Raw genomic sequence first — 23,223 nt, forward strand, 5'->3', positions numbered from 1 at the left:
GGCATAGAATAAGAACACGTTTCACCAATCGGGCTTTTACGTGCGATTGTCCCTGTTCCCTCTAGAGTTATCTGGATTTTGAACGGGGGTTACTGCACGTTAATAAGGGGTAAAGTTATACGGATAAAGATAGGAAGGATGATTGATATGTGCGGGATTACAGGATGGGTTGATTTTAAACGCTCGTTAGAACAGGAGAGAGAGATGGTCATGAAAATGGCTGAAACACTTGCAAAGCGAGGACCAGATGATACGAATATCTGGATAAGAAGGCATGTCGCTTTTGGACATAAACGATTAATTGTTGTGGATCCCGAAGGTGGAAAACAGCCGATGACTTGTCTGAAGGAAGAATCAAGTTATACGATTTGTTACAACGGTGAGCTATATAACACAGAAGATATTCGTAAAGAATTACTGCAAAGAGGATATACATTTAAAGGACACTCTGATACGGAAGTATTATTGGCGTCTTATGTAGAATGGAAAGAAGAGTGTACCCAGCATTTAAATGGGATATACGCATTTGCGGTATGGGATGAGGAAAAAGAACAACTATTTATTGCAAGGGATCGGTTAGGAGTAAAACCATTATTTTATAAATATGATAAAGGAAGGGTGCTGTTTGGCTCAGAATTAAAAGCGATCTTAGCGCATCCGGATGTAAAGGCAGAAGTTACAACAGAAGGACTTTCAGAAATATTTGGACTAGGGCCTTCAAGAACGCCTGGTCATGGTATATATGCAGAAATTCAAGAGCTCCGTCCAGGGCACGTTCTAACATTCTCGAAAGATGGTTTATCTATATGGCGCTATTGGAATGTGGAGAGTAAAAAGCATGAGCATTCATTTGAAGAAACAGTAGAAAAAACACGTTTTCTGTTGCAAGATGCGATTACACGGCAACTCGTTTCAGATGTACCATTATGTACATTTCTGTCAGGAGGCGTGGATTCAAGTGCTATTACGGCATTTGCGGCAAGGGCATATGAGCGAGAAGGGAAAGGGAAGTTGCACACATATTCCATTGACTATGAAGAGAATGAAAAATATTTTAAGGCGAATGCTTTTCAGCCGAATTCAGATGCGCCTTTTATTGATTTAATGACCGATACGTTTCAAACGATTCATCATCGCTGTGTCATTTCCAATGAGCAACTAGCAGAGTATTTAACAGAAGCGGTACTTGTGCGTGATTTGCCTGGTATGGCAGATATTGATTCGTCATTATTATGGTTTTGCAAGGAAATCAAACATGATTTTGTTGTTGGTTTGTCAGGAGAATGTGCGGATGAAATTTTCGGAGGATATCCGTGGTTTTACCGAGAAGATGATTTGCAATCAAGTGCGTTTCCATGGATGAGATCGACAAAGGCGCGTGAACAACTTTTAAAAGAAGAATGGCGTAATAAATTAAAACTGCAAGAATATGTACAGCGGCGTTATGAAGAGTCAATACAGGAAGTGCCGGTTTTAGAAGGAGAAAGTATGGTTGAAGCAAAAAGACGGCAATTGTTTTATTTAAATATGACTTGGTTTATGGCGACATTATTAGACAGAAAAGATCGGATGAGCATGGGAGCGAGTTTGGAAGTACGTGTTCCATTCGCGGATCATCGCCTTGTCGAATATGCGTGGAATATTCCTTGGGAAATGAAAATGTATGAAAATCGCGAAAAAGGTCTATTACGTAAAGCGTTAGAAGGTATATTGCCAAATGATATATTATATCGAAAGAAAAGTCCGTATCCGAAAACGCATAATCCGCATTACACAAAGGCAGTAACTGTTTGGTTAGAGGATTTATTAACAGATAGACATTCCATTTTATATGAATTATTTGATAGAGAACAATTGCAAGGATTAATCCAATCAGGAGGGAGCGACTTTCAAACACCGTGGTTTGGCCAGCTGATGACTGGACCGCAACTATTGGCGCATTTGGCACAGATTCATGTTTGGTTTAAGGAGTATGGGGTAAACATTAAAGAATAATAAAAAGCGGCTTACAATCATTGTGAGCCGCTTTTTATTATTCTGTGTGAGTGGGAGCGACTTAGGATACGACGAAAGTTAAATAAATTGTCAAATAAAATTAAAAATCATATTATAAATAATACTTATTTAGAATTATTATTTTGACGTACTGATTATTACTTGTTATACTTGAGAACGAATGTTATTGAAAAAGATTCTCATTTCTGAAACTGAGGTGTTCTATAGATGATAAAGAAGAAGATGGGTTTACTTGTGATGGCGTATGGGACGCCTGAGTCACTAGAGGATGTAGAGGCGTATTATACACATATTCGTCACGGGCGTAAGCCGTCTCAAGAAGCACTTGATGATTTAATTGGACGTTATAAAGCAATTGGTGGTATTTCACCGCTTGCGCAAATTACAAAGAAGCAAGCTAATAAATTAACGGAGGAACTGAATAGCCGTTTTTCAAATTATGAATTTGTTTGTTATTTAGGTTTAAAACATATCGCGCCGTTTATTGAAGATGCGGTAGAAGAAATGAAACGAGATGGGATTGAGGAAGCGATTAGTATTGTGCTAGCGCCTCACTATTCGACTTTTAGTATTAAGGCATACAATGAGCGTGCAATGCGCATGTCTAAAAAAATAAACGGTCCTGTTATCGAACCGATCGAACAGTGGTATGATGAACCGAAATTTATTGATTACTGGGCAGAAAAAATAGAAGAAACATTTACTAGAATTACAGATCAAGAGAAAACGGTTGTCATTTTTTCTGCGCATAGTTTACCCGAGAAAATTATTGCTGCTGGTGATCCTTATGTGGAGCAACTGCAGCATACGGCAGATTTAATTGCTGAGGCAGCAAGTATTCAAAATTATACAATAGGCTGGCAAAGTGCTGGAAATACACCAGATCCATGGATCGGACCAGATGTGCAAGATTTAACGAGAGATTTGTATGAAAAGCATGGTTATGAATATTTCGTGTATTGCCCGGTTGGATTTGTGGCTGAGCATTTAGAAGTGCTGTATGACAACGATTATGAATGCAAAGCTGTGACAGATGAATTAGGTGTAGCATATTTCAGACCAGCTATGCCAAATGCAGAGGAATCATTCATTGATTGTTTAGCAGAAATTGTTTCCAAAAAAGCAAATAAAATGATTGACAAAAAAGTAAATTTAAATAATAATCAAATTATAATTATTTTAAATAAGTAATTATTATTGTTAAAAAATAGGAGGTCCCACTTGATGAATCCAAATAATCGCTTAACAACAAACCAAGGTGCTCCAGTAGGAGACAACCAAAATTCTCGTACAGCTGGTCGCCGTGGACCGGTATTATTGGAAGATTATCATTTAGTAGAAAAACTTGCTCATTTTGATCGTGAACGTATTCCAGAGCGCGTTGTACATGCACGTGGTGCAGGTGCTCATGGTGTTTTCGTAACGAAAAATAGCATGAAGAAATATACAAAAGCAGCATTTTTACAAAATGAGGGAACAGAAACGCCTGTATTCGTTCGTTTCTCAACGGTTATTCATGGTCAAGGTTCCCCTGAAACAGCTCGTGATCCACGTGGTTTCGCTGTTAAGTTTTATACAGAAGAAGGAAATTATGATATCGTAGGTAACCATTTACCTGTTTTCTTCATTCGTGATGCAATTAAATTCCCTGATATGGTGCACTCTTTAAAACCAGCACCGGATACAAATATTCAAACACCAGATCGTTACTGGGATTTCATGACACTATCCCCAGAGTCTACACACATGCTGACGTGGGTATTCTCTGATTACGGTACACCTGCAAACTACCGTCAAATGGAAGGGTTCGGTGTTCATACATTCAAATGGATTAATGCTGAAGGAAAAATCGTTTATATTAAATATCATTGGAAACCACAGCAAGGTGTGCGTAACTTAAGTGCGAAAGAAGCAGAACAAGTACAAGGAAAAGATTTTAACCATGCAACTCGTGATCTATTCGATGCAATTGCAAACGGAAACTATCCAAAGTGGGATTTACACGTACAAATGATGCAATTAGATGAAATGGATTCTTTAGACTTCGATCCATTAGATCCAACAAAAGTATGGCCGGAAGATCGTTTCCCGTTAATGGAAGTAGGGACAATGACGTTAAATCGTAATCCGCAAAACTTCTTTGCGGAAGTAGAACAAGCGGCGTTCTCTCCAAGTGCGACTGTACCTGGCGTTGAACCGTCTGAAGATAAGTTATTACAAGGTCGTTTATTCTCTTACCCAGATACACAGCGTTACCGCCTTGGTGCGAACTACTTACAAATCCCTGTAAACTGCCCATATGCAGCTGTTCGTAATCAACAACGTGATGGTGCAATGCAGATCAATCAAAACCCATCAACAATTAACTACGAGCCAAGTCGTCATGCTGAAAATCCAGTTGAAGATTCTGCTTACCGTGATTCAACTATGAAGCTTGAAGGTTATGTATCTCGTGAAAAAATTGATAAACCAAACGACTTCCAGCAAGCTGGTGAACGTTACCGTTCATACTCTAAAGAAGAACAAGATAACTTAATTGCCAACTTAACAAACGACTTAAAAGATGTACATGAACAAACAAAATTACTTGCAATCTGTAACTTTTTCCGTGCAGACCGTGAGTATGGTATGCGTTTAGCAGAAGCATTAAACGTTGATATTTCAGCGTATGTAGGAAATCCTACAAAATAATTACATTTCCAATTCTCTTTTATTCTCAATAAGAAAAGACGACTGATTACGGTCGTCTTTTTTGCTATTTTGTGCGCATGTATGCCGAATTTTGTAGGTATGTCGATATGTTGCGATATATGAAAGAAAGTAATGTTTCTTATCATATTGAGCGTGAACAAAAAGAAATACGGTGATTGATATGTGTAAGATTAAATTCGTATATGTATAAAATAATGCAACATAATAATATATAAGATAAACGATTAAAAGTATAATGCCTCCTTGTTGAGTAGATTGTGTTGAAAATCATCTTATTTAGACAGAATTTTTTTAGAATCGGGTACGTTAAACAAAAAATTTATGAAATCTTTTTGGTGTAAAAGTTAGAAGAAGAAATAGTACTATTTCGCCTAAAATTGCGACAACTATATTTAATAAAAGAGTTCGGAAATTCGAGGTAAGATGATTGATTATGATGTATTTCCAGTAGGATAAACTCATAAAACTCACTCCTTGTAGATTTTCTTTTAGTATATTAAAACCTTTCTGTAAAAGTGCATGTCTTAGTTTGTGATTTGCAAAAAAACAAAATAAATTCTCAACAAAAACTCAACGAATAAGCAATAAATTGCTGTTGAAGGAGCTGAAAATGAAGTAGCTTCAACGGAAATAAATGGCCTAACGAAAAATATAGGTAAATCTGGGAAGATTGGATTTGTAGAATCTATTTTTCTTGGAGTTGGTCTTTCGGCTAATGCATTAACGAATGGATTAGGGGCTGGTTTATTTGGTTTGAACCCGATAGCGGTATGCGTTGCGGCGGCGATTGGCAGTTTCATAACAGTTTGGGAAGGAATATGTTTGCAAAACGCAAACATATATAAATCCATTTTAATTTTTCGACATCTAAATCCCTGCTATGCAGAATAAAGTGAAACTTTAATCAGTGGGGGTTTTCTTCATCCCCCACTGATTATTAGCCCTCACCAATCGGGCTTTTACGGGCAGTTTATCTCCTACCTTACTTCTTTGCTTTCGCCGAATTTTGAGGTGGGAGTATTACTGCCCGTTAATGCGGGGTAAAAAGTAATCTATACCCATTTGCTCTTTCTGTTTTTACTTCGCATGTGGCAGAAACAGGCCCTGACCGCTTCTATGCATGGCTAGATGCTCTCTCCCACCTAAAAAGAGTGGTTTTATGTCGGTTTTTTAATTGATGTATATAGGTGCTATTAAATATAAATCCCTACCTTGTAACTAGATAATAGAATTTGTTAATATTGAGTGTATATAGGTTGTAGTTATCTCTCGTTTGACAACTATGATAATTCTCATGAATAAAGGGGAATCGAATATGTCTGAAGGAACTGAAAAAAGTAATCTTGGCTTGTTGTTAAAAGAATTGCTGAAGGAACAGTCTTTGTCGATGCGAAAACTTAGTACGCTTACTGGAATTGATACTGCTACGATTTCAATGATCATAAATGGTAAGCGAAAAGCAAATCCAAAACACTTACAAAAATTTGCGGACTGTCTTGGCATTCCTATTGCGGATTTATTTGTAGCGGCAGGTTATTCGATTGAAACAAAACAGGAGAAACAATCTGATATTCACGTATCCATTGACAACATTCAACATTTACTCGAATCCTCTCAGCTATATGATCAAAAGTTTAGTATAGCTAATGTCAAGCAGCAATTGGCTAATTATGAACAATATTCACAAACAGAAGAGGGAAAAGAAACAATTTTAAAGGGGTTTGAAGAGAAGATTCAGAAGGTAAGTGGTATCGGACCGTTTATTAGTGATTTGAAGGATTTGTATGAGAAATTTATTAAGAAGAAGGGGACCCGCGGGGAACTCGCTTTGATGGGAAGTGCACTTATATATTTTATTTTAGCAGTCGATGTGATTCCAGATTATGTTTTTCCCATCGGTTATTTAGATGATGCTGTCGCTGTGCAAATTGTTTTAAATTTACTATTGAAAAAATAAGATGTTTATATATAAGTACAAATTGAAAAATTGACATAAAACCTTTCTTTTTAGGTGGGAGAGAGAGTCCGCTCATGCATAGAAGCGGTTAGATCCTTTTCCTGCCCCATGCCAAGTGAAAACAAAGAGAGCAAATAAGTAGCGGTCACTTTTTGTTCTTCATAGCCGTGACTTATATGCTGAAAAACCAAAATGGATATATATAGATAAATCAATAAAAACAGATAAAGATATTTATATACCGATAGTTTGGAATATTCGTGTTTTTGTATTTTATTTTGAATATGAGAAAAAGGTGTACTCTATTTTGAAGTGAAGTACGCCTTTTTCGTATGTTCATAAGTTTTAGTTTGCTGACCTTTCCGTATACTCATAAGCTTTCTCCCCGTGCATGGAAATATCCAGTCCTATTTCTTCTTCATGCTCATGTACGCGGACGGGAAGAAAGAAGTTGATAACTTTAATAATTGCGTACGTCATGATGATTGTGAAGGTATATGTTGCACCGATTGCTACGAGTTGTTTGAAGAGGAGTACAGCGTTTCCGTAAAATAATCCATTGGCTCCATCACTATTTACGGAAGTTGTTGCAAAGAGTCCGGTTGCAACACCGCCCCATGTTCCGCCGATACCATGACATCCAAATGCGTCAAGGGCATCGTCATATCCAAGTTTATGTTTTAAAAAGAAGATAGCTCCGAAGCATAATACCCCGCCGATAGCCCCGATGAGAAGGGAGGAGAATGGAGTGACGAATCCGCAAGCGGGTGTAATCGCGACAAGACCTGATACTGCACCGCAAGCTGCTCCCATGACGGTCGGTTTGGATTGGAAGAACCACTCAGTCAAGATCCAAGTTAAGGCAGAAGCTGCGGCTGCTGTATTTGTATTAATAAATGCAGTTAAGGCTACATTGTTTAGTGAAAGGGCACTGCCGACGTTAAACCCAAACCATCCAAACCATAGTAAGCCAGCGCCTAAAATGGTAAAGGGAAGGTGATGAGGAGATGAACCTCTTATGTCTTTTCGTTTTCCAAGGAAAATTGCTAATACAAGACCGGCAACACCGGACGTAATATGAACGACATTACCGCCAGCGAAATCTAATGCGCCGAGCTCTTTCAGCCAGCCGCCGACGCCCCATACCCAGTGCGCAACAGGGTTATAAACAATCGTCGTCCAAAGAAGAATGAAAATAAGAAAAGCGGAAAATCGCATTCTTTCAGCAAATGCACCTGAAATTAAAGCTGGAGTTAAGATTGCAAACATGAGTTGAAACATCATAAATAAATTGTGAGGAATAGTAGCGGAGTAATCCGGATTTGGTGCGTAAGTTACGCCTTGTAGACCAAACCAATCAAGTGTACCGATGATCCCGTTCCAATCGGGTCCGAATGATAAAGAATAGCCGATAAAGATCCATTGGACGGAAACAATCGCCATTGCGCTATAACTATGCATCGTTGTGCTCAGTACGTTTTTACTGCGAACCATTCCACCGTAAAACAGTGCCAGGCCTGGTGTCATAATCATCACCATTACCGTTGCTAAAAATATAAAAACCGTATCTCCCATATTCATTCTTTTTCCCTCCTGTTATGTTATAAAATGTTACAACTAGTGTTATTTTTTATATCATATTCAAAAATAGGAAAGAAATCAATGTAATTTTTAGAAAATTTTAATTTTTATGTAATGAAATCTAACATGAGTTATTTTTAAGAATGAAAGATGATAATTGTTAACTGTGAATATAGTGTAAGTAAATAAATGAAGGATATATACGGTTGCTCCAGGAAATTGATATACTATTCTTATAATTAAAAAAGTTGGTGGATCTGTGTGAAGAAGATATGGAATAGGGGAGTGTGTATTTGTTTTTGTCTGGTAGTCGTTTTTTTAGTGCCTATACATACCTTTGCGAAAGAGGAAAGGGAATGGCAAGATGAAGTGATTTATTCTATCATGATTGATCGTTTTAATAATGGAGATGCGAAAAATGATAAACAACTTGATGTGGGAAATTTAGAGGCGTATCAAGGGGGAGATATACAGGGAATTATTAAGAGGCTTGATTATATAAAGGGGATGGGATTTACCGCTGTTATGCTTTCGCCTCTTTTTGAAAGTAAAACATATGATGGAACTGGTATAGGTGACCAGCGAAAAGTAAATGAACATTTTGGCTCACTGCAAGATGTGAAACAGCTTGTACAAGAAGCTCATAAAAGGGGAATGAAAGTAATATTTCAATTTGTTGTTGGAGAAGAACCGCAACAAATGATTGATTCGATGAAGTGGTGGATAAAAGAAGTAAACTTAGATGGCAGCTATCTTATACATAGTGAGAAACTGTCTCGTGCCTCGCTGAATGAGGTAAAACAAAATGTACAAGAAATAAAAAAAGACTTTCTCATGATGACGAATGAAGCAGAAGGTATACATAATAAGCATTATAAGCAAATCACAGATGTATTTTCGGAACCTGGTATCTCTATTAAACCGTTGTATGATGCAAGTTTAATAGAGGGGGATGAAGTAAGAGGTACATTTGTAGATAATCAAGAGACAAAGCGATTTGTGCGTATTGCAAAAGAAAATGCGTACTATCCACCAGCACGTTTGAAGTTAGCACTTGCTTACTTATACACATCTCCAGGGGTGCCGATTGTGTATTACGGAACAGAGATTGCGCTTGATGGCGGGGAGACACCTGATAATCGCCGCTTAATGGATTTTAAAACAGATGAGAAGTTTTTACAGTATGTAATGAAATTAGGAGAATTAAGGAAAAAGCTGCCGTCTTTACGTCGTGGTACATTTGAACTGTTGTACGATAAAAATGGGATGAGCGTACTGAAAAGAACATATAAAGATGAAGTAACGCTCGTTGCGATAAATAATACAAAAGAGACGCAAAAGGTTGCACTTTCAGCTAGTAGTATTGGAGAGAACCAGGAATTAAGAGGGCTGTTGGAAGATGAAATTATAAGAGAAGAGGATGGTAAGTATTATCTTGTGTTGAAACGGGAAGAAGCGAATGTGTATAAAGTTGGGGAACAAACAGGGATAAATTGGGTGTTTATATCTTTGTTAGTCTTAGTAAATGTTTTGTTCCTTGCTTTTTTAATTGCTGTAAAGAAGCAGAAAAAATCTTGAAAATAGTATGGTTATGAAAAGAAAAAACCCTCATGATAGAGGGTTTTCTTTTTAGCGATAGTTGATGAATTGTACGTCAATTGGTAAATCAGCACTACGAACTGCTGCGATTACTGCTTGTAAGTCATCGCGGCTTTTCGCTGTTACACGTACTTGGTCATCTTGAACTTGTGTTTTCACTTTTAACTTTAACTCTTTAATAATGTTATTGATTTTCTTAGCGTTATCTTTATCGATACCTTGTTGCAGCGTTGCGCGTTGGCGTACTGTGTTGCCAGATGCGCTTTCGACTTTTCCGTAGTCTAAGTTTTTAATTGGAACGTTACGTTTCACAAGTTTGGAAATGAGAACGTCTTTTACTTGTTCTAATTTAAATTCATCATCAGAAGTTAAAACAAGTACTTCTTTTTCTAATTTAATATCACTTTTACTTCCTTTAAAGTCATAGCGATTTTGAATTTCTTTTAATGCGATGTTAATAGCATTTGTAACTTCAGGTAATTCTACTTTTGAAACGATGTCAAAAGAACTGTCTTTTGCCATAGTTAGCACCTCCAAATTAAATTCCACCTCTTATTATAGTTAATTTTGGGCAGTTGGACAAATAAAGGAAAAATCGTGTTATAATGAAGCTTTCTTTGGAATGATAAAAATATAACTTTATATATAGAAGGGAATTAAAATATATGTATTTACAACCAGGAGCGATTGAGCAGGTAACTGTTTTACGAGAAACGGAAATTGGATATATGGTCGGATTTGATGATGAGGATGGTTATGAAGAGGTATTTCTACATAAAAATGAAGTAGCGGGGGAAATTGAAGAAGGCGATACGATTGACGTATTTTTATACCTTGACCATAAAGAGCGAATTGCAGCAACGATGAAAACACCGCTTATTACAACAAGTGACTGGAACTGGGTAAAAGTTGTAGAAGTAAAACCTGATCTAGGTGTGTTTGTTGATATTGGTGTTTCAAAAGATATATTAATTCCGGCTGATGAGTTTCCGATTTATACACCGGTTTGGCCTGAAGAGGACGACGAATTGTATTGTACATTGAAATTAACAAATCGTGGTCGTCTTATTGCTCTTCCGGCAAGGGATTCAGATATGCAAGAAATCATCGTTGATGCAACGCCATCTATGCGTAATAAAAATGTAAATGGACGTGTGTATCGCTCTCTTCAAGTAGGTTCGTTTGTATTGACGGATGAACATTTCCGTGCCTTCTTACACCACACAGAAAGAAAAGAACAGGTTCGTATTGGTGAGCGTGTAACAGGTCGTATTATTGATGTAAAAGATGATGGCACAATTAATATCTCACTTCTTCCGCGTAAAGAAGAGGGGATGGAAGACGATGCTGCGGTGATCTATGAGTATATGGAGAGCCGTGGCGGAGCGATGCCGTTTTGGGATAAGAGCCATCCGGAAGATATTAAGGAGCGTTTCAATATGAGTAAGGCTGCGTTTAAGCGTGCGCTTGGTAAAATGATGAAAGAAGAGAAGATTTATCAAGAAGAGGGCTGGACGTACTTCAAAAAATAAAAAAACCGAACAAGCTGCATGCTTGTTCGGTTTTTTTTATCCCGCATTAACGGGCAGTAATATCCCCCACCTTAAGATTTAGAGAAAAGCGAGGAAAATAGGTAGGGAATAAACTGCCTGTAAAAGCTCGATTGGTTCAACTAATGCCCCTGCTGATTAAAGTTTCACTCTATTTCTGCTGTCCTGAAAGGCGGGAGAATGTATCTTTTAAATCGCTATCTTTCACTTTAATATCAGCTTTCTGTAATTCATCTAGTAATATTTTTTGACCTGTTGTATTATCTGCTAAACGTTGTTCTTCTAGGTCTTTACGAATAGAATCTTTTACTTCATCATAAGGTTTCAATGGTTTTTTATCAGTAAGTTTAATAATATGGTAGCCTTGTGACGTTTTGACAGGAGCGCTAATTTCGCCAACATTTAGTTTATAAGCAGCGTCTTCAAATTCAGGCGCCATTTTACCTGGTCCGAAGTATCCAAGATCCCCGCCTTTATCTTTCGAAACTGGATCTAGAGACTCTTGTTTTGCTAATTCTTCAAAGGAAGCACCTTCGTCAAGTTTTTTCTTAATTTCATTTGCGGTTTTTTCGTCATTTACTAAAATATCACTTGCTTTAATTTCAGGTTTGTAATGATCTTTTATATCTTTTTCTGTAATACTTTGCTTGATTGCTTTATTCATTGCGAGTTTGAATCTAATTTGATTTTTAAAGTCGTCTTCATTTTTTAAGCGATTACTTTCTAGTACTAAGTTGAATTGGTCACCGTATTGATCTTTCGCTTTTTTGAATTCTTTATTAACCTCATCATCAGATACTTTATATTTTTTTGTGATGATATCTTGTGCCATCATTTCGTACAGCATATCTTTTCCGTAACGATCTTTTAATTGCTTATCAAAATCACCTTTTGTAATAGTTGAAGCTTTCGATGTTGCGATGACTTCGGAACTACTTGTTGTTCCGCAAGCAGACAGCATTAACGTCCCAATGGTTGCTGTCACAATCAATAATTGTTTTCCTTTCATACTAGCACCTCATCTAAATATGTTATTGCTATTGTAAAATAGAGAAGTGAACACGAAGTGAATTCGAGATGTTTTTTCCTGTAAAATGTAAAAAGTACATCAACAATTTTGTTGATGTACTAGGGGGCTAAATGTGATTTGTTTTTTTTGAATATGCACGTTTTCCTTGCTGAATATTCTTTTGTTCCTGTTCATTTTTTTGAGCACGCTTTGCGTTATTATCACGTGCTTTTTTGTCGTTATCGCTTGTGTGTGGCATGCGTATCAACTCCATTTCTAAATGGTTGCATGTTTATCATTTCCGTTTTCGTAAAGACTATGTATACTGGTAGTGATGAACTCATAATCTATAAAGGCGGATGAGATATGGACTTTAAATTAAATTATGCTGAATTAACGAAGAAATTGATTGTTGTTATCATTGCAGGTTTATTAAATGCCATTGGAATGAATTTATTTTTAACGCCAGCAAAGGTATATGCAAGTGGTTTTGCGGGATTGTCTCAGTTGCTCTCGCAAGTATTAAGTGATTTTGCATCGATACATATATCAACAGGGGTTCTTTTTGCTTTATTTAATATTCCAGTTGTTATTTTAGCGTGGAAAAAGGTCGGAAAAGGGTTTACTTTATTTAGTTTTTTATGTGTTGTATTTATGACACTATTTTTAGAAATTATACCAGTAAAGGCCGTTTCACATGATATTATATTAAATGCTATTTTTGGTGGTCTCATTTCCGCGATTGGGGTAGGGATTGCTTTAAAATGGGGTGCTTCTACAGGTGGTTTAGATATCATTGCAATGATTTTGTCAAAGGTAAAAGATAAACCTGTGGGAACGTATTTCTTCTTCTTTAATGCAATCATTATTATTGCTGCTGGTTATGTGTATGGATGGGAAAAAGCGTTGTACACATTAGTCACGTTGTATGTATCTTCACGGATTATTGATGCAATCCATACACGTCATGTGAAAATTACAGCATTTATCGTTACGACAAATGGTGTGGATGTACGAAAGGCGATTCAAGCACGGTTAGTGCGAGGAATTACAACTGTACCAGCAACAGGTGCTTATACAAATGAAAATAAAGAAATGCTAATGATTGTGATTACTCGTTATGAACTATATGAATTAGAAAGAATTATTAAACAAGTGGACCCAGGAGCATTTACAAATGTAGTCCAAACCGTTGGGGTATTTGGACTGTTTAGAAAAGATTAAAGAGGACCAAGTTTGGTCCTCTTGTTTTAATGTGCGCTAGTAACGCTCTGTAGTTGCTGTTGCATTTCACGTAATTGCACTTTCTCAGCAGTGGAAGAATTTGCATAAGCAGACCGCAAAGCGTTCTTTGCCCGATAGACGAGTTCTTGTTGTTCTTGGCCACTTGAACAAGAAATGGCGTTCGAAACAGCATCTCGCGCCTGCTGGAATAATAAGTTCCCCATTTAAACCCCTCCAAGAGAAGAGTTGTTTCGTTCTTTTTCTGCCTCAGCTAATGTACTGCGGTGCGGGAATCTTGCAGCATGCATCTTAACAGCATCAGCCCCTTGTTGGGTGAAACGTTTTGATTTGTTCTTTTTACCCATTCGTAATTCCCCCTTTTTAGCAGAAAACAACTGACACATTGCTGTGTCTGATTATAGTATGAACGTTTTGGGTCAAACTATAAGTAGGGAATTTTTAGCTTACAATCCAAGCACCTCATGTAAATAAAGAGCGATGCCGTCTTCTTCGTTTGTTAATGTTGTATGATTTGCTAATGATTTTAATTCAGGGATAGCATTTCCCATTGCGATGCCGTGACCTGCATATTCAATCATCTCAAAATCATTATCCTCGTCACCAAAGGCGATAATTCGCTCCCTTGGAATGTTATAATGACTAGAAATTTTTTGAAGTCCGATTGCTTTGTTGAGACCACTTTTAACAATTTCAATAATTGGCCAAGGAGCTCCCCATTTTCGGTGATCAATGACTTCAGCATGCATATCTGTTAAATGATTCCGAATAGCAATTGATTGCTCATCCAGTGCATCGATGAGTAAACATGTTGGATGATCTTGTAAAATATTTAATAAATCTCCTGTGAAAATATTTGGAGAACCAAATTCAAAAATATGTTTTTTATCTTCGTCAATTTCGCGGACATATACATCATCCATAACTTCAGCATAGATGTTTTTCACTCCAAAATCAAAGCAAGCTCGAACAATCTCTTGAGCAGTTGAAAGTTCGAGAGGTGAATGATGCGTTCCCCAATTTGCATCAAGTGGGTGATGAACATAAGCACCATTAAAATTAACGATAGGTGTGTTCAAACCAAGTTCTTTATAATAAGTGTGGCTAGCACGAAATGGACGTCCTGTTGAAATGACAACAACATGTCCTTGTTCTTTTGCTTTTTCGATTGTTTGCTTTGTTCGTACTGAAATAACTTTATCGTCTGTTAGTAAAGTGCCATCTAAGTCTAATGCGATTAAATGTTGTTTTTTCATGTTTTCACCTCTTATGAAAATTTTTTTGTTTCTATCTGTATTTCCGTTTTTAATATGCAGAAATAAGAGGTTGGAAAGCGTATAGAGAAACATCCAAGAATGGAAGGTTCTTTATATATTCATCTTACGTCGAGAAACAGGTGAGTGTCTACCATTTCTCATTGGAAATCAGAAAAGTCAATGATTTTTTAGAAAGTTCAAATAATGTTTCTTTCATTTTGTACAATTTGTGAAAAGGGTTACATTACCGCGGTAATGAGACTTATAATGAACATGTAATCTTCTCGTATATGTTTGACTCTCCTTTGGAACTGGCCCAGAATAGGTCGGTTTCTTTTTTTTCAACAAATGTTACTTTTTTTCCTGCTTTATTATGTAAATTTATATATATGTAGGATCATACAAGATGTTCTTTGTTTCCTAAACATGACAGAAAAGCTTTTTTTGAAAATGGATATACTATTGGTGTAAAGATGTCATGGAAGGAGAATGAGAATGGGACAAAATCGCAGGTTTCGTTCTGGACAGAAAGCACCAAATGATGGAATCTACGTAGAGATTGGGGAAACTGGAAGTATGGTGAAAGATCCTCAAATGGTAAAATTAACTGCTGGTGAAAGATTTCCTGAAAATTCGAACCAAAATCGCCAGTGGACATATAAGAGAAAACCATAAGAAAGGCCGCAATTTATATTGCGGCTTTTTTTAATTAGAGAGTCGGAAATGGAGAGATTTCGTGAAGATTGATTGGATGTATGTTCGATGCACTTTTTCAAAAACTAAGTCTGAAATTCATAATCAAATTCATTGTACAAAAAAGACAATTGGCGTATAATCAAATTAAAGGTCAAAGAAAGTCAAACATTTGGAGGGCTTTAAAGATGGACTTAAATCAAATGACAACAAAAACACAAGAAGCGATTATGAGTGCCCAATCTTTAGCGGTATCTCATCATCATCAAGAGGTGGACACTGTTCATCTGTTACTCGCATTATTAGAGCAGCAAGATGGATTAGCAGTACGTATTTTTCAAAAAATGAATGTCAATATAGAAGAGCTAACGAAAGGCGTAGAAAGTTTAATTAAGAAGAAGCCTTCTGTAACTGGAAGCGGAGCAGAAGCGGGAAAATTATATGTGACGAGCGCCTTACAGCAACTGCTTGTGAGAGCGGAGTCTGAAGCGAAAAAGTTACAAGATGATTATATTTCAGTGGAACATGTATTGCATGCTTTTTGCGAAGAAAAAGGTGATATACATCATCTATTTACAAAGTTCCATATTACAAAAGATACATTATTACAGTCTTTAATGGCAGTTCGGGGGAATCAAAGAGTGACTAGTCAAAATCCAGAAGTAACATATGAAGCTTTAGAGAAATATGGCCGTGATTTAGTAGCGGAAGTAAAACAAGGGAAAATTGATCCTGTAATTGGTCGTGATAGTGAAATTCGCCGTGTCATTCGTATTCTTTCACGTAAGACGAAAAATAATCCTGTTTTAATCGGAGAACCTGGCGTTGGTAAAACGGCGATTGTTGAAGGATTAGCTCAGAGAATTGTAAGAAGAGATGTACCAGAAGGGTTAAAAGATAGAACAATCTTTGCTTTAGATATGAGTGCGCTTGTAGCTGGTGCAAAATTCCGCGGGGAATTTGAAGAACGTTTGCAAGCTGTATTAAATGAAATTAAAAAAAGTGAAGGACGTATTCTTTTATTCATTGATGAGCTTCATACGATTGTTGGTGCGGGTAAAACAGAAGGTGCGATGGATGCAGGGAATATGTTAAAACCGATGCTTGCGCGCGGTGAACTTCATTGTATTGGGGCGACTACTTTAGATGAGTATCGAAAATATATTGAGAAGGACCCAGCGCTAGAACGTCGTTTCCAGCAAGTATTAGCAGAAGAACCGACTGTGGAGGATACGATTTCTATTTTACGTGGTTTAAAAGAGCGTTTTGAAATTTATCACGGTGTAAATATTCATGACCGCGCTATTGTAGCAGCGTCTGTATTATCAGATCGATATATATCCGATCGCTTTTTACCAGATAAAGCAATTGACCTTGTTGATGAAGCGTGTGCAACCATTCGAACAGAAATCGATTCGATGCCAACAGAATTAGATGAAGTAACGCGCCGTATTATGCAGTTAGAAATTGAGGAAGCTGCCCTTGGAAAAGAAACGGATCGCGGTAGTCAAGAACGATTAAAGACATTACAACGGGAATTATCCGATTTGAAAGAAGTTGCAAGTGGAATGCGTGCGCAGTGGCAGCAAGAAAAAGAAGAAATTCATAAAGTTCGTGATTTGCGTGAAAACTTAGAGCGTCTGCGCCGTGAATTAGAAGAAGCAGAAGGAAATTATGATTTAAATAAGGCAGCAGAGCTTCGCCATGGGAAAATTCCAGCAGTGGAAAAAGAGTTAAGAGAAGCGGAAGAAGCGGGAGCGCATAATGGACAGGAAAATCGTCTATTACGTGAAGAAGTAAGTGAAGAAGAGATTGCCAATATTGTTTCACGTTGGACGGGAATTCCAGTTGCAAAACTTGTTGAGGGAGAACGTGAAAAATTACTTCGTTTAGAACAAATTTTATCAGAGCGTGTCATTGGACAAGAGGAAGCGGTCAATCTTGTGGCAGATGCGGTGCTTCGTGCGCGCGCGGGCATTAAAGATCCGAATCGTCCAATCGGTTCGTTCATTTTTTTAGGACCTACAGGTGTTGGGAAAACAGAACTTGCCAAAACATTAGCGCAATCTTTATTTGATAGTGAAGAACAAATGATACGTATTGATATGTCTGAGTACATGGAAAAACATGCTGTATCGCGTCTAATTGGGGCTCCTCCTGGATATGTAGGTTATGAGGAAGGCGGACAATTAACAGAAGCGGTTCGTCGTAAACCATATTCTGTTATTTTATTAGATGAAATTGAAAAAGCGCATCCAGAAGTATTCAATATTTTATTACAAATGTTAGATGATGGACGCATTACAGATTCGCAAGGACGGACAGTGGACTTTAAGAATACAGTTATTATTATGACATCAAATATTGGGTCAGAATATTTATTAGAAGGTTTACAAGAAGATGGCTCTATTAAAGAAGAGTCGAGAGAGCTTGTTATGGGAAATCTTAGAGGACATTTTCGCCCAGAGTTTTTAAACCGTGTGGATGAAATTATTTTATTTAAACCACTTACAACAAATGAAATTAAAGGAATTGTTGATAAAATTGTAAAAGAATTGCAAGGACGTTTAGTAGATCGTCATATATCAGTGGAATTAACGGAATCTGCAAAAGAATTTGTTGTAGAATCTGGATTCGATCCGATGTATGGAGCGCGTCCGTTAAAAAGATATGTACAGCGTCAAATTGAGACAAAACTAGCAAGAGAATTAATTGCAGGAACAATTACTGATAATAGTCATGTAGTTGTCGATGTAGAGAATAATGAACTAATTGTTCATGTAGAGTAAAAAAAGAGTTCGGATTGAATCCGGACTCTTTTTTTATTAGTGTTGTTCTACTGGTTCGTTTGGAATTGCTGCTGCAATTGCCATTACAAGAACTGCAAGAACAACTGAGAAAATAGACGCTTGTTTAAAATCGTATATACCGCCAGTCATAGAGCTAATTACATAACTCATCATATGTACAAGCAGGAACGACCAAATAAAGGCCCAAATTACACGCATCTTTTCACACCCCTATTCGTTCAATCTGTCCTTATTGTAACACAATTGAAAAAAGAATATAGAAAAAATATTTGTAGATTTTTCAAAGCAAATTTGTATTCCGGTCATACATTATAAAGGAGTAGTTTTTATGTTTAGAGAATAAGGCGGGAGAAAGATGAGTATTACGGAACGTTTTTTCTATTTAGAAAAAGAACCATGTGTCATTTATTTACCAGAGAAACCAAATGGATTTTGCGTTATGCTTCTTGGCGACTACAACTATTTTATTGAGAATGGTACAAGTTTATGGATGCAGCACGAAGGGAGAGCATCTTTCTTGAATGGGCTGATACAGAAAGGGTATACGGTCTTTTCATCTAATTTATATGGAAGACACTGGGGGAATGATCAGTCAGTTCGTTTAGCAAAGCGTTTATATCATGTTGTTATGAGGAAAGAAACATTAAATGAAAAAATTCATATTCTTGCAGATGGAATGGGCGCACTTGTAGCTCTTGAGATGATGAATCAATATCCTGAGTGTATACGATCTGTTGTCATGTTGAGCCCATGTCTAGATTTACCTGCACATGTGGAATTTGAGAAAGAACATAAGTTTTTCTATAAAAGGTTGGTAAGAGAATTATTACTTGCGTATGATGTGAAAGAAGCTGAGTTAGCGGCGCAAATTGAGAAAAAATCATTTTTAAACCTTCCTTCATGTGTACCTGTTAAAATTTTTGTATCTACACAAGAAAAGAAAGAACGTAAGCAATTATTACGTGAATATGAGAAAAAGCGAGTGCATGGAAACTGTGAGACCTCTTTATTATTTCATTTACAAGATGTGAAATATAAAATGATTGAGCAGACATGTAGTTTCTTTAAAAAGTATGAAGAAGAGTTATGAAGCTCCAATATACATAAATGAGGAGCTATTGTTTAGAGGGAAGAAAGGGTTGGTGATATGAAACGCGTGCTTATTGTAGGTGCACTTACGTTTGTAGGTTATCACCTTGTAAATAAAATGCTTGCAGAAGAAGTGGAAGTATATGGGTTTGATTTTGCTGATTTCGAGAGTATGTCAAAAATAAGTGAAGAAAAGCTATTTTTAATTGGACGGAATGCTTTGTTTACGTATTCTTCCATAAGGGATGAGAATGAATGGAAGGCAGTAGAAAAGGGACATTTTGACGCGGCTTACTTTTGTTTATGTGAACCAAATCAGCAAAGTGGATTTCGGAATGAAAGAATCATTTTGCAATATTTGAAGCGTGTTACACATATGTGTGAAAAAAATAAAGTGAAGTTAAATGTAATTTCTTCTATTGAAATAGGGAATGAGGAGGAAGAATCGGAAAATAAACGATTATTTACGAAAGTAGAAGAGGAAATAAAGAAGGGGGGATTTCCATATCATATATTTCGTGTTCCTACATTATATGGACCTTGGCAACCAGTATTTATGAGTTATCATCAACTTATCCTTTCAGAACTTGCCCAGAATGAATGCCCGTTCGTTCCACATGAAAAAGGGAGTGATCTTCTTTACGTTGAGGATGTGTGCGAATACTTATGGGAGAGAGGGACCGATTTAGAAAAACTAGGTGTGTATAATCTGATTAGTGGCAAAAAAAATCTGTGGGAAAAGGGAATGACTCTTTTACATGCTGATGATAAATGGAGTCAGCATACGGAAGAGACAAAGAGAGCAGCTATAGAGAGCGTTTGTATTCGGAAAAATACACCGTTAGAATTCGGTTTAAATAAACAATTGACACATTTAAAAAAATATAAGAAGTTATACGAAGGTTGAAACACGTGGTAAACTATTGTATGAATGAAAGGGCCATGCTTTTTTATCCAGCTCTTTGCAGGTGATAATTTACGTAAAGGCAAAGAAGTTAGGCGGATATGAAGGAATCTTGATTGATGAAAGTTTTATTTCACTGAAAGGATGAAGAAATATGAATGAAAAAAATATGCAATTTTTACAGATCGCTATGAAACATTTACCGGAGGCAAAAGCAATTTTAGATGATAATGGAATTGCGCTTGATATGGAAAAAGCGCAGCCGGTATTAGAGTTACTAATGAAGGTTATGAGTGAAGCGTATGAGCTTGGAAAAGCAGAAAGATAAAGTGAAGCTTTTATAAGTGGGGAATGTCCCGTGGATTATTAGCCCTCACCAATCGGGCTTTTCCGGGCGGTTATTCCCTATTGTTTTTTTGTTTCTCTGTGGGGGGAGGTCGACAATTTGTCGGCTTTATTTTTTGCTTCGAAATATATTCTAGACAAAAAAACGTTTATGTTTTAAAATTAGTACCAAGTCATAATAATTGATATAAAACGGAGGGCTGCAAAGTGAATGTAGGCATTTTAGGGATCGGGAGATATGTGCCAGAGAAAGTAGTCACAAATCAAGACTTAGAGAAAATCATGGATACATCTGATGAATGGATTCGTACAAGAACGGGAATTGCAGAAAGACGCATTGCCGATGATACAATAGATACTTCATATATGGCTGTAGAAGCTGCCAAGAAAGCAATTGAAAATGCAGGGATTAGTGGAGAAGAAATTGACCTTATTTTAGTTGCAACAGTAACGCCAGATCGTTCTTTTCCGGCCGTTGCTTGTGTAATTCAAGAACAAATTGCTGCGAAACATGCAGCAGCAATGGATTTAGGTGCAGCATGTGCGGGCTTTATGTACGGAATGATTACAGCGCAGCAATTTATTCAAACTGGAACTTATAAAAATGTATTAGTAGTTGGTAGTGATAAATTATCTAAGATTGTAGACTGGAATGATCGTAATACAGCTGTACTATTTGGGGACGGAGCAGGGGCTGTTATAATGGGGCCTGTTTCAGAAGGAAAAGGTATTCTTTCATTCGAACTAGGAGCGGACGGAAGTGGTGGTAAGCACCTTTACCAAGATGAATATGTTATGATGAACGGAAGAGAAGTCTTTAAATTTGCTGTTCGTCAGCTTGGTGATTCTTGTCTTCGTGTTTTAGAAAAAGCAGGTCTTACGAAAGAAGATGTGGATTTCTTAGTTCCTCATCAAGCAAATATTCGTATTATGGAGTCTGCACGAGAAAGATTAAATTTACCACAAGAAAAAATGAGTATGACAATTGAGAAGTTCGGAAATACATCAGCTTCTTCAATTCCAATTGCAATGGTAGAGGAATTGCAAAATGGACGTATTCAAGACGGTGATTTAATTATATTAGTCGGCTTTGGCGGCGGATTAACATGGGGAGCAGTCGCTCTTCGTTGGGGCAAATAAGGACTGAGAGAAAAAAAGGAGTGTATTTTGTATGGAAAAAAAGCGTGTCGTAATTACAGGACTAGGAGCTGTTACGCCGATTGGAACAGATGTTGAAACAGCTTGGGAAAACATTAAAAATGGTGTGTCTGGAATCGGCCGGCTTACAAGATTAGATCCGGAACAATTTCCTGCAAAAGTAGCAGCAGAAATTAACGACTTTGAAGTTGAAAAATATATTGAGAAAAAAGAAGCGCGTCGTATGGATCGCTTCACACAATATGCGGTAGCAGCAGCAAAGATGGCAGTTGAAGATGCGAAGTTGGACATTACAGATGAAATTGCACCACGTATTGGTGTATGGATCGGTTCTGGTATTGGTGGTATGGAAACGTATGAAGAGCAATTTAAAATCTTTACGGAAAAAGGTCCTCGCCGTGTAAGTCCATTTTTGATACCAATGATGATTCCTGATATGGCTGCGGGTCAAGTCTCAATTGCTACAGGTGCAAAAGGAATTAATACTTGTTCTGTGACAGCTTGTGCATCAGGAGCAAATTCTGTTGGTGATGCGTTTAAAGTCATTCAGCGCGGCGATGCAGATGCAATGATTACAGGTGGTGCAGAAGCGCCGTTAACAAGTATGGCATTTGCAGGATTTAGTTCAGCGAAAGCATTAACATTTAATGAGGATCCAGCAACTGCTTGTCGTCCATTCGATAAAAATCGAAGCGGCTTTGTAATGGGAGAAGGTGCAGGCATTCTTATACTAGAAGAATTAGAGCATGCATTAGCACGTGGTGCACACATTTATGCAGAACTTGTTGGATATGGTGCAACAGGTGATGCATTCCATATTACACTTCCTGCTCCTGGTGGTGAAGGCGGCGTTCGTGCGATACGTCAAGCGTTAGCGGATGCAGGTCTTGAGCCAGAGGATATTGATTATATTAATGCGCATGGTACAAGTACAGGTGCAAATGAGAAATATGAAACGATGGCAATTAAAGAGGCATTTGGTGAGCATGCATATAAAGTAGCGATTAGCTCTACAAAATCAATGACAGGCCACTTATTAGGTGCAGCTGGAGCTGTTGAGGCGATATTCTCTATTAAGTCAATTACAGATAGCGTTATTCCTCCAACAATTAATTATGAAACACCAGATCCAGAATGTGATTTAGATTACGTACCAAACAAAGCAAGACATCAAGAAGTACGTGCTGTATTAAGTAATTCATTAGGATTCGGTGGTCATAACGCAGTATTAGTATTTAAAAAATATCAATAATATAGTGTAGTAAGAGGGTGTTATGTAAAACACCCTCTTTTTTTATAAAT

22 protein-coding genes and 1 pseudogene are annotated in these 23,223 nt (G+C 37.2%); 15 read left to right on the forward strand and 8 right to left on the reverse strand.

Features of this window, described 5'->3' with window-relative positions:
• The first annotated feature begins 147 nt into the window (after positions 1-147).
• The 5 genes and pseudogenes from asnB (at position 148) to ACIQ7L_RS19470 (ending at position 6,685) form a co-directional block, all read left to right on the forward strand.
• Positions 148-1,995, forward strand: coding sequence for an asparagine synthase (glutamine-hydrolyzing) (gene asnB, locus ACIQ7L_RS19450; protein ID WP_400571076.1), 1,848 nt, complete (start codon positions 148-150; stop codon positions 1,993-1,995).
• Positions 1,996-2,223: 228 nt separating this feature from the next.
• Positions 2,224-3,207: a ferrochelatase gene (hemH, locus tag ACIQ7L_RS19455; protein WP_400571077.1), complete on the forward strand. Its 984-nt coding sequence runs from the start codon at positions 2,224-2,226 to the stop codon at positions 3,205-3,207.
• Positions 3,208-3,240: 33 nt separating this feature from the next.
• Positions 3,241-4,707 carry a catalase gene (locus ACIQ7L_RS19460; RefSeq protein ID WP_400571078.1) on the forward strand — a complete coding sequence of 489 codons (1,467 nt, stop codon included), beginning with the start codon at positions 3,241-3,243 and terminating at the stop codon, positions 4,705-4,707.
• A 624-nt stretch (positions 4,708-5,331) separates the two neighbouring features.
• Positions 5,332-5,553, forward strand: a pseudogene (locus ACIQ7L_RS19465) (sporulation membrane protein YtaF); the annotation flags it as partial.
• Between the two features lie 490 nt (positions 5,554-6,043).
• Positions 6,044-6,685 carry a helix-turn-helix domain-containing protein gene (locus ACIQ7L_RS19470; protein ID WP_400571079.1) on the forward strand — a complete coding sequence of 214 codons (642 nt, stop codon included), beginning with the start codon at positions 6,044-6,046 and terminating at the stop codon, positions 6,683-6,685.
• Positions 6,686-7,030: 345 nt separating this feature from the next.
• Here the strand turns inward: ACIQ7L_RS19470 and ACIQ7L_RS19475 are convergent, their stop codons facing one another.
• A complete protein-coding gene (locus ACIQ7L_RS19475) occupies positions 7,031-8,266 on the reverse strand; it encodes an ammonium transporter (RefSeq protein ID WP_400571080.1) in 1,236 nt (411 codons plus the stop codon).
• A 261-nt stretch (positions 8,267-8,527) separates the two neighbouring features.
• On the opposite strand from ACIQ7L_RS19475, the gene ACIQ7L_RS19480 reads away from it, so the two are divergent.
• Positions 8,528-9,844, forward strand: coding sequence for an alpha-amylase family glycosyl hydrolase (locus ACIQ7L_RS19480; protein ID WP_400571081.1), 1,317 nt, complete (start codon positions 8,528-8,530; stop codon positions 9,842-9,844).
• 51 nt (positions 9,845-9,895) lie between these two features.
• Here the strand turns inward: ACIQ7L_RS19480 and ACIQ7L_RS19485 are convergent, their stop codons facing one another.
• Positions 9,896-10,387 (reverse strand): YajQ family cyclic di-GMP-binding protein, encoded by a 492-nt coding sequence (locus tag ACIQ7L_RS19485; RefSeq protein WP_335359591.1) that lies wholly within the window; start codon positions 10,385-10,387, stop codon positions 9,896-9,898.
• Positions 10,388-10,530: 143 nt separating this feature from the next.
• On the opposite strand from ACIQ7L_RS19485, the gene ACIQ7L_RS19490 reads away from it, so the two are divergent.
• Entirely contained in the window at positions 10,531-11,397 is an 867-nt protein-coding gene (locus ACIQ7L_RS19490) for a CvfB family protein (RefSeq protein ID WP_400571082.1), read from the forward strand.
• A gap of 169 nt (positions 11,398-11,566) precedes the next feature.
• On the opposite strand, the gene prsA is transcribed toward ACIQ7L_RS19490, so the two are convergent.
• A complete protein-coding gene (prsA, locus tag ACIQ7L_RS19495) occupies positions 11,567-12,424 on the reverse strand; it encodes a peptidylprolyl isomerase PrsA (protein ID WP_400571083.1) in 858 nt (285 codons plus the stop codon).
• 127 nt (positions 12,425-12,551) lie between these two features.
• Positions 12,552-12,683, reverse strand: a complete 132-nt coding sequence (locus ACIQ7L_RS19500) for a DUF3941 domain-containing protein (RefSeq protein WP_097895462.1) — start codon at positions 12,681-12,683, stop codon at positions 12,552-12,554.
• A 107-nt stretch (positions 12,684-12,790) separates the two neighbouring features.
• On the opposite strand from ACIQ7L_RS19500, the gene ACIQ7L_RS19505 reads away from it, so the two are divergent.
• Entirely contained in the window at positions 12,791-13,648 is an 858-nt protein-coding gene (locus ACIQ7L_RS19505; protein WP_097895460.1) for a YitT family protein, read from the forward strand.
• Positions 13,649-13,674: 26 nt separating this feature from the next.
• Here the strand turns inward: ACIQ7L_RS19505 and ACIQ7L_RS19510 are convergent, their stop codons facing one another.
• From ACIQ7L_RS19510 to ACIQ7L_RS19520, 3 genes are all read right to left on the reverse strand, one after another.
• A complete protein-coding gene (locus ACIQ7L_RS19510; RefSeq protein WP_097895459.1) occupies positions 13,675-13,872 on the reverse strand; it encodes a DUF3813 domain-containing protein in 198 nt (65 codons plus the stop codon).
• Positions 13,873-14,013: a competence protein gene (locus tag ACIQ7L_RS19515; protein ID WP_097895457.1), complete on the reverse strand. Its 141-nt coding sequence runs from the start codon at positions 14,011-14,013 to the stop codon at positions 13,873-13,875. It lies immediately after the preceding gene.
• Between the two features lie 99 nt (positions 14,014-14,112).
• Positions 14,113-14,922 carry a Cof-type HAD-IIB family hydrolase gene (locus ACIQ7L_RS19520; protein ID WP_400571084.1) on the reverse strand — a complete coding sequence of 270 codons (810 nt, stop codon included), beginning with the start codon at positions 14,920-14,922 and terminating at the stop codon, positions 14,113-14,115.
• A 495-nt stretch (positions 14,923-15,417) separates the two neighbouring features.
• Between ACIQ7L_RS19520 and ACIQ7L_RS19525 the strand changes: the two genes are divergently transcribed.
• Together ACIQ7L_RS19525 and clpB are read left to right on the forward strand one after the other, a co-directional pair.
• Positions 15,418-15,597, forward strand: coding sequence for a YjzC family protein (locus ACIQ7L_RS19525; RefSeq protein ID WP_026590465.1), 180 nt, complete (start codon positions 15,418-15,420; stop codon positions 15,595-15,597).
• A 206-nt stretch (positions 15,598-15,803) separates the two neighbouring features.
• On the forward strand, positions 15,804-18,404 hold the full coding sequence (gene clpB, locus ACIQ7L_RS19530; RefSeq protein ID WP_400571085.1) for an ATP-dependent chaperone ClpB: 2,601 nt from the start codon (positions 15,804-15,806) through the stop codon (positions 18,402-18,404).
• Between the two features lie 36 nt (positions 18,405-18,440).
• Here the strand turns inward: clpB and ACIQ7L_RS19535 are convergent, their stop codons facing one another.
• Positions 18,441-18,623, reverse strand: a complete 183-nt coding sequence (locus ACIQ7L_RS19535) for a YjzD family protein (RefSeq protein WP_400571086.1) — start codon at positions 18,621-18,623, stop codon at positions 18,441-18,443.
• Between the two features lie 157 nt (positions 18,624-18,780).
• Between ACIQ7L_RS19535 and ACIQ7L_RS19540 the strand changes: the two genes are divergently transcribed.
• From ACIQ7L_RS19540 to fabF, 5 genes are all read left to right on the forward strand, one after another.
• The gene (locus tag ACIQ7L_RS19540) at positions 18,781-19,515 is read left to right on the forward strand and encodes a lipase family protein (RefSeq protein WP_400571087.1); all 735 of its coding nucleotides are present in this window, start codon (positions 18,781-18,783) and stop codon (positions 19,513-19,515) included.
• 57 nt (positions 19,516-19,572) lie between these two features.
• The gene (locus tag ACIQ7L_RS19545) at positions 19,573-20,421 is read left to right on the forward strand and encodes an NAD-dependent epimerase/dehydratase family protein (RefSeq protein ID WP_400571088.1); all 849 of its coding nucleotides are present in this window, start codon (positions 19,573-19,575) and stop codon (positions 20,419-20,421) included.
• Positions 20,422-20,572: 151 nt separating this feature from the next.
• Positions 20,573-20,746, forward strand: coding sequence for a ComZ family protein (locus ACIQ7L_RS19550; RefSeq protein WP_097895446.1), 174 nt, complete (start codon positions 20,573-20,575; stop codon positions 20,744-20,746).
• A gap of 224 nt (positions 20,747-20,970) precedes the next feature.
• Entirely contained in the window at positions 20,971-21,903 is a 933-nt protein-coding gene (gene fabH, locus ACIQ7L_RS19555; RefSeq protein WP_400571089.1) for a beta-ketoacyl-ACP synthase III, read from the forward strand.
• Between the two features lie 31 nt (positions 21,904-21,934).
• Positions 21,935-23,173 (forward strand): beta-ketoacyl-ACP synthase II, encoded by a 1,239-nt coding sequence (gene fabF, locus ACIQ7L_RS19560; RefSeq protein WP_400571090.1) that lies wholly within the window; start codon positions 21,935-21,937, stop codon positions 23,171-23,173.
• The last annotated feature ends 50 nt before the right edge of the window (positions 23,174-23,223 follow it).

This window comes from Bacillus sp. NPDC094106, assembly GCF_044764345.1.
GTDB lineage: Bacteria > Bacillota > Bacilli > Bacillales > Bacillaceae_G > Bacillus_A.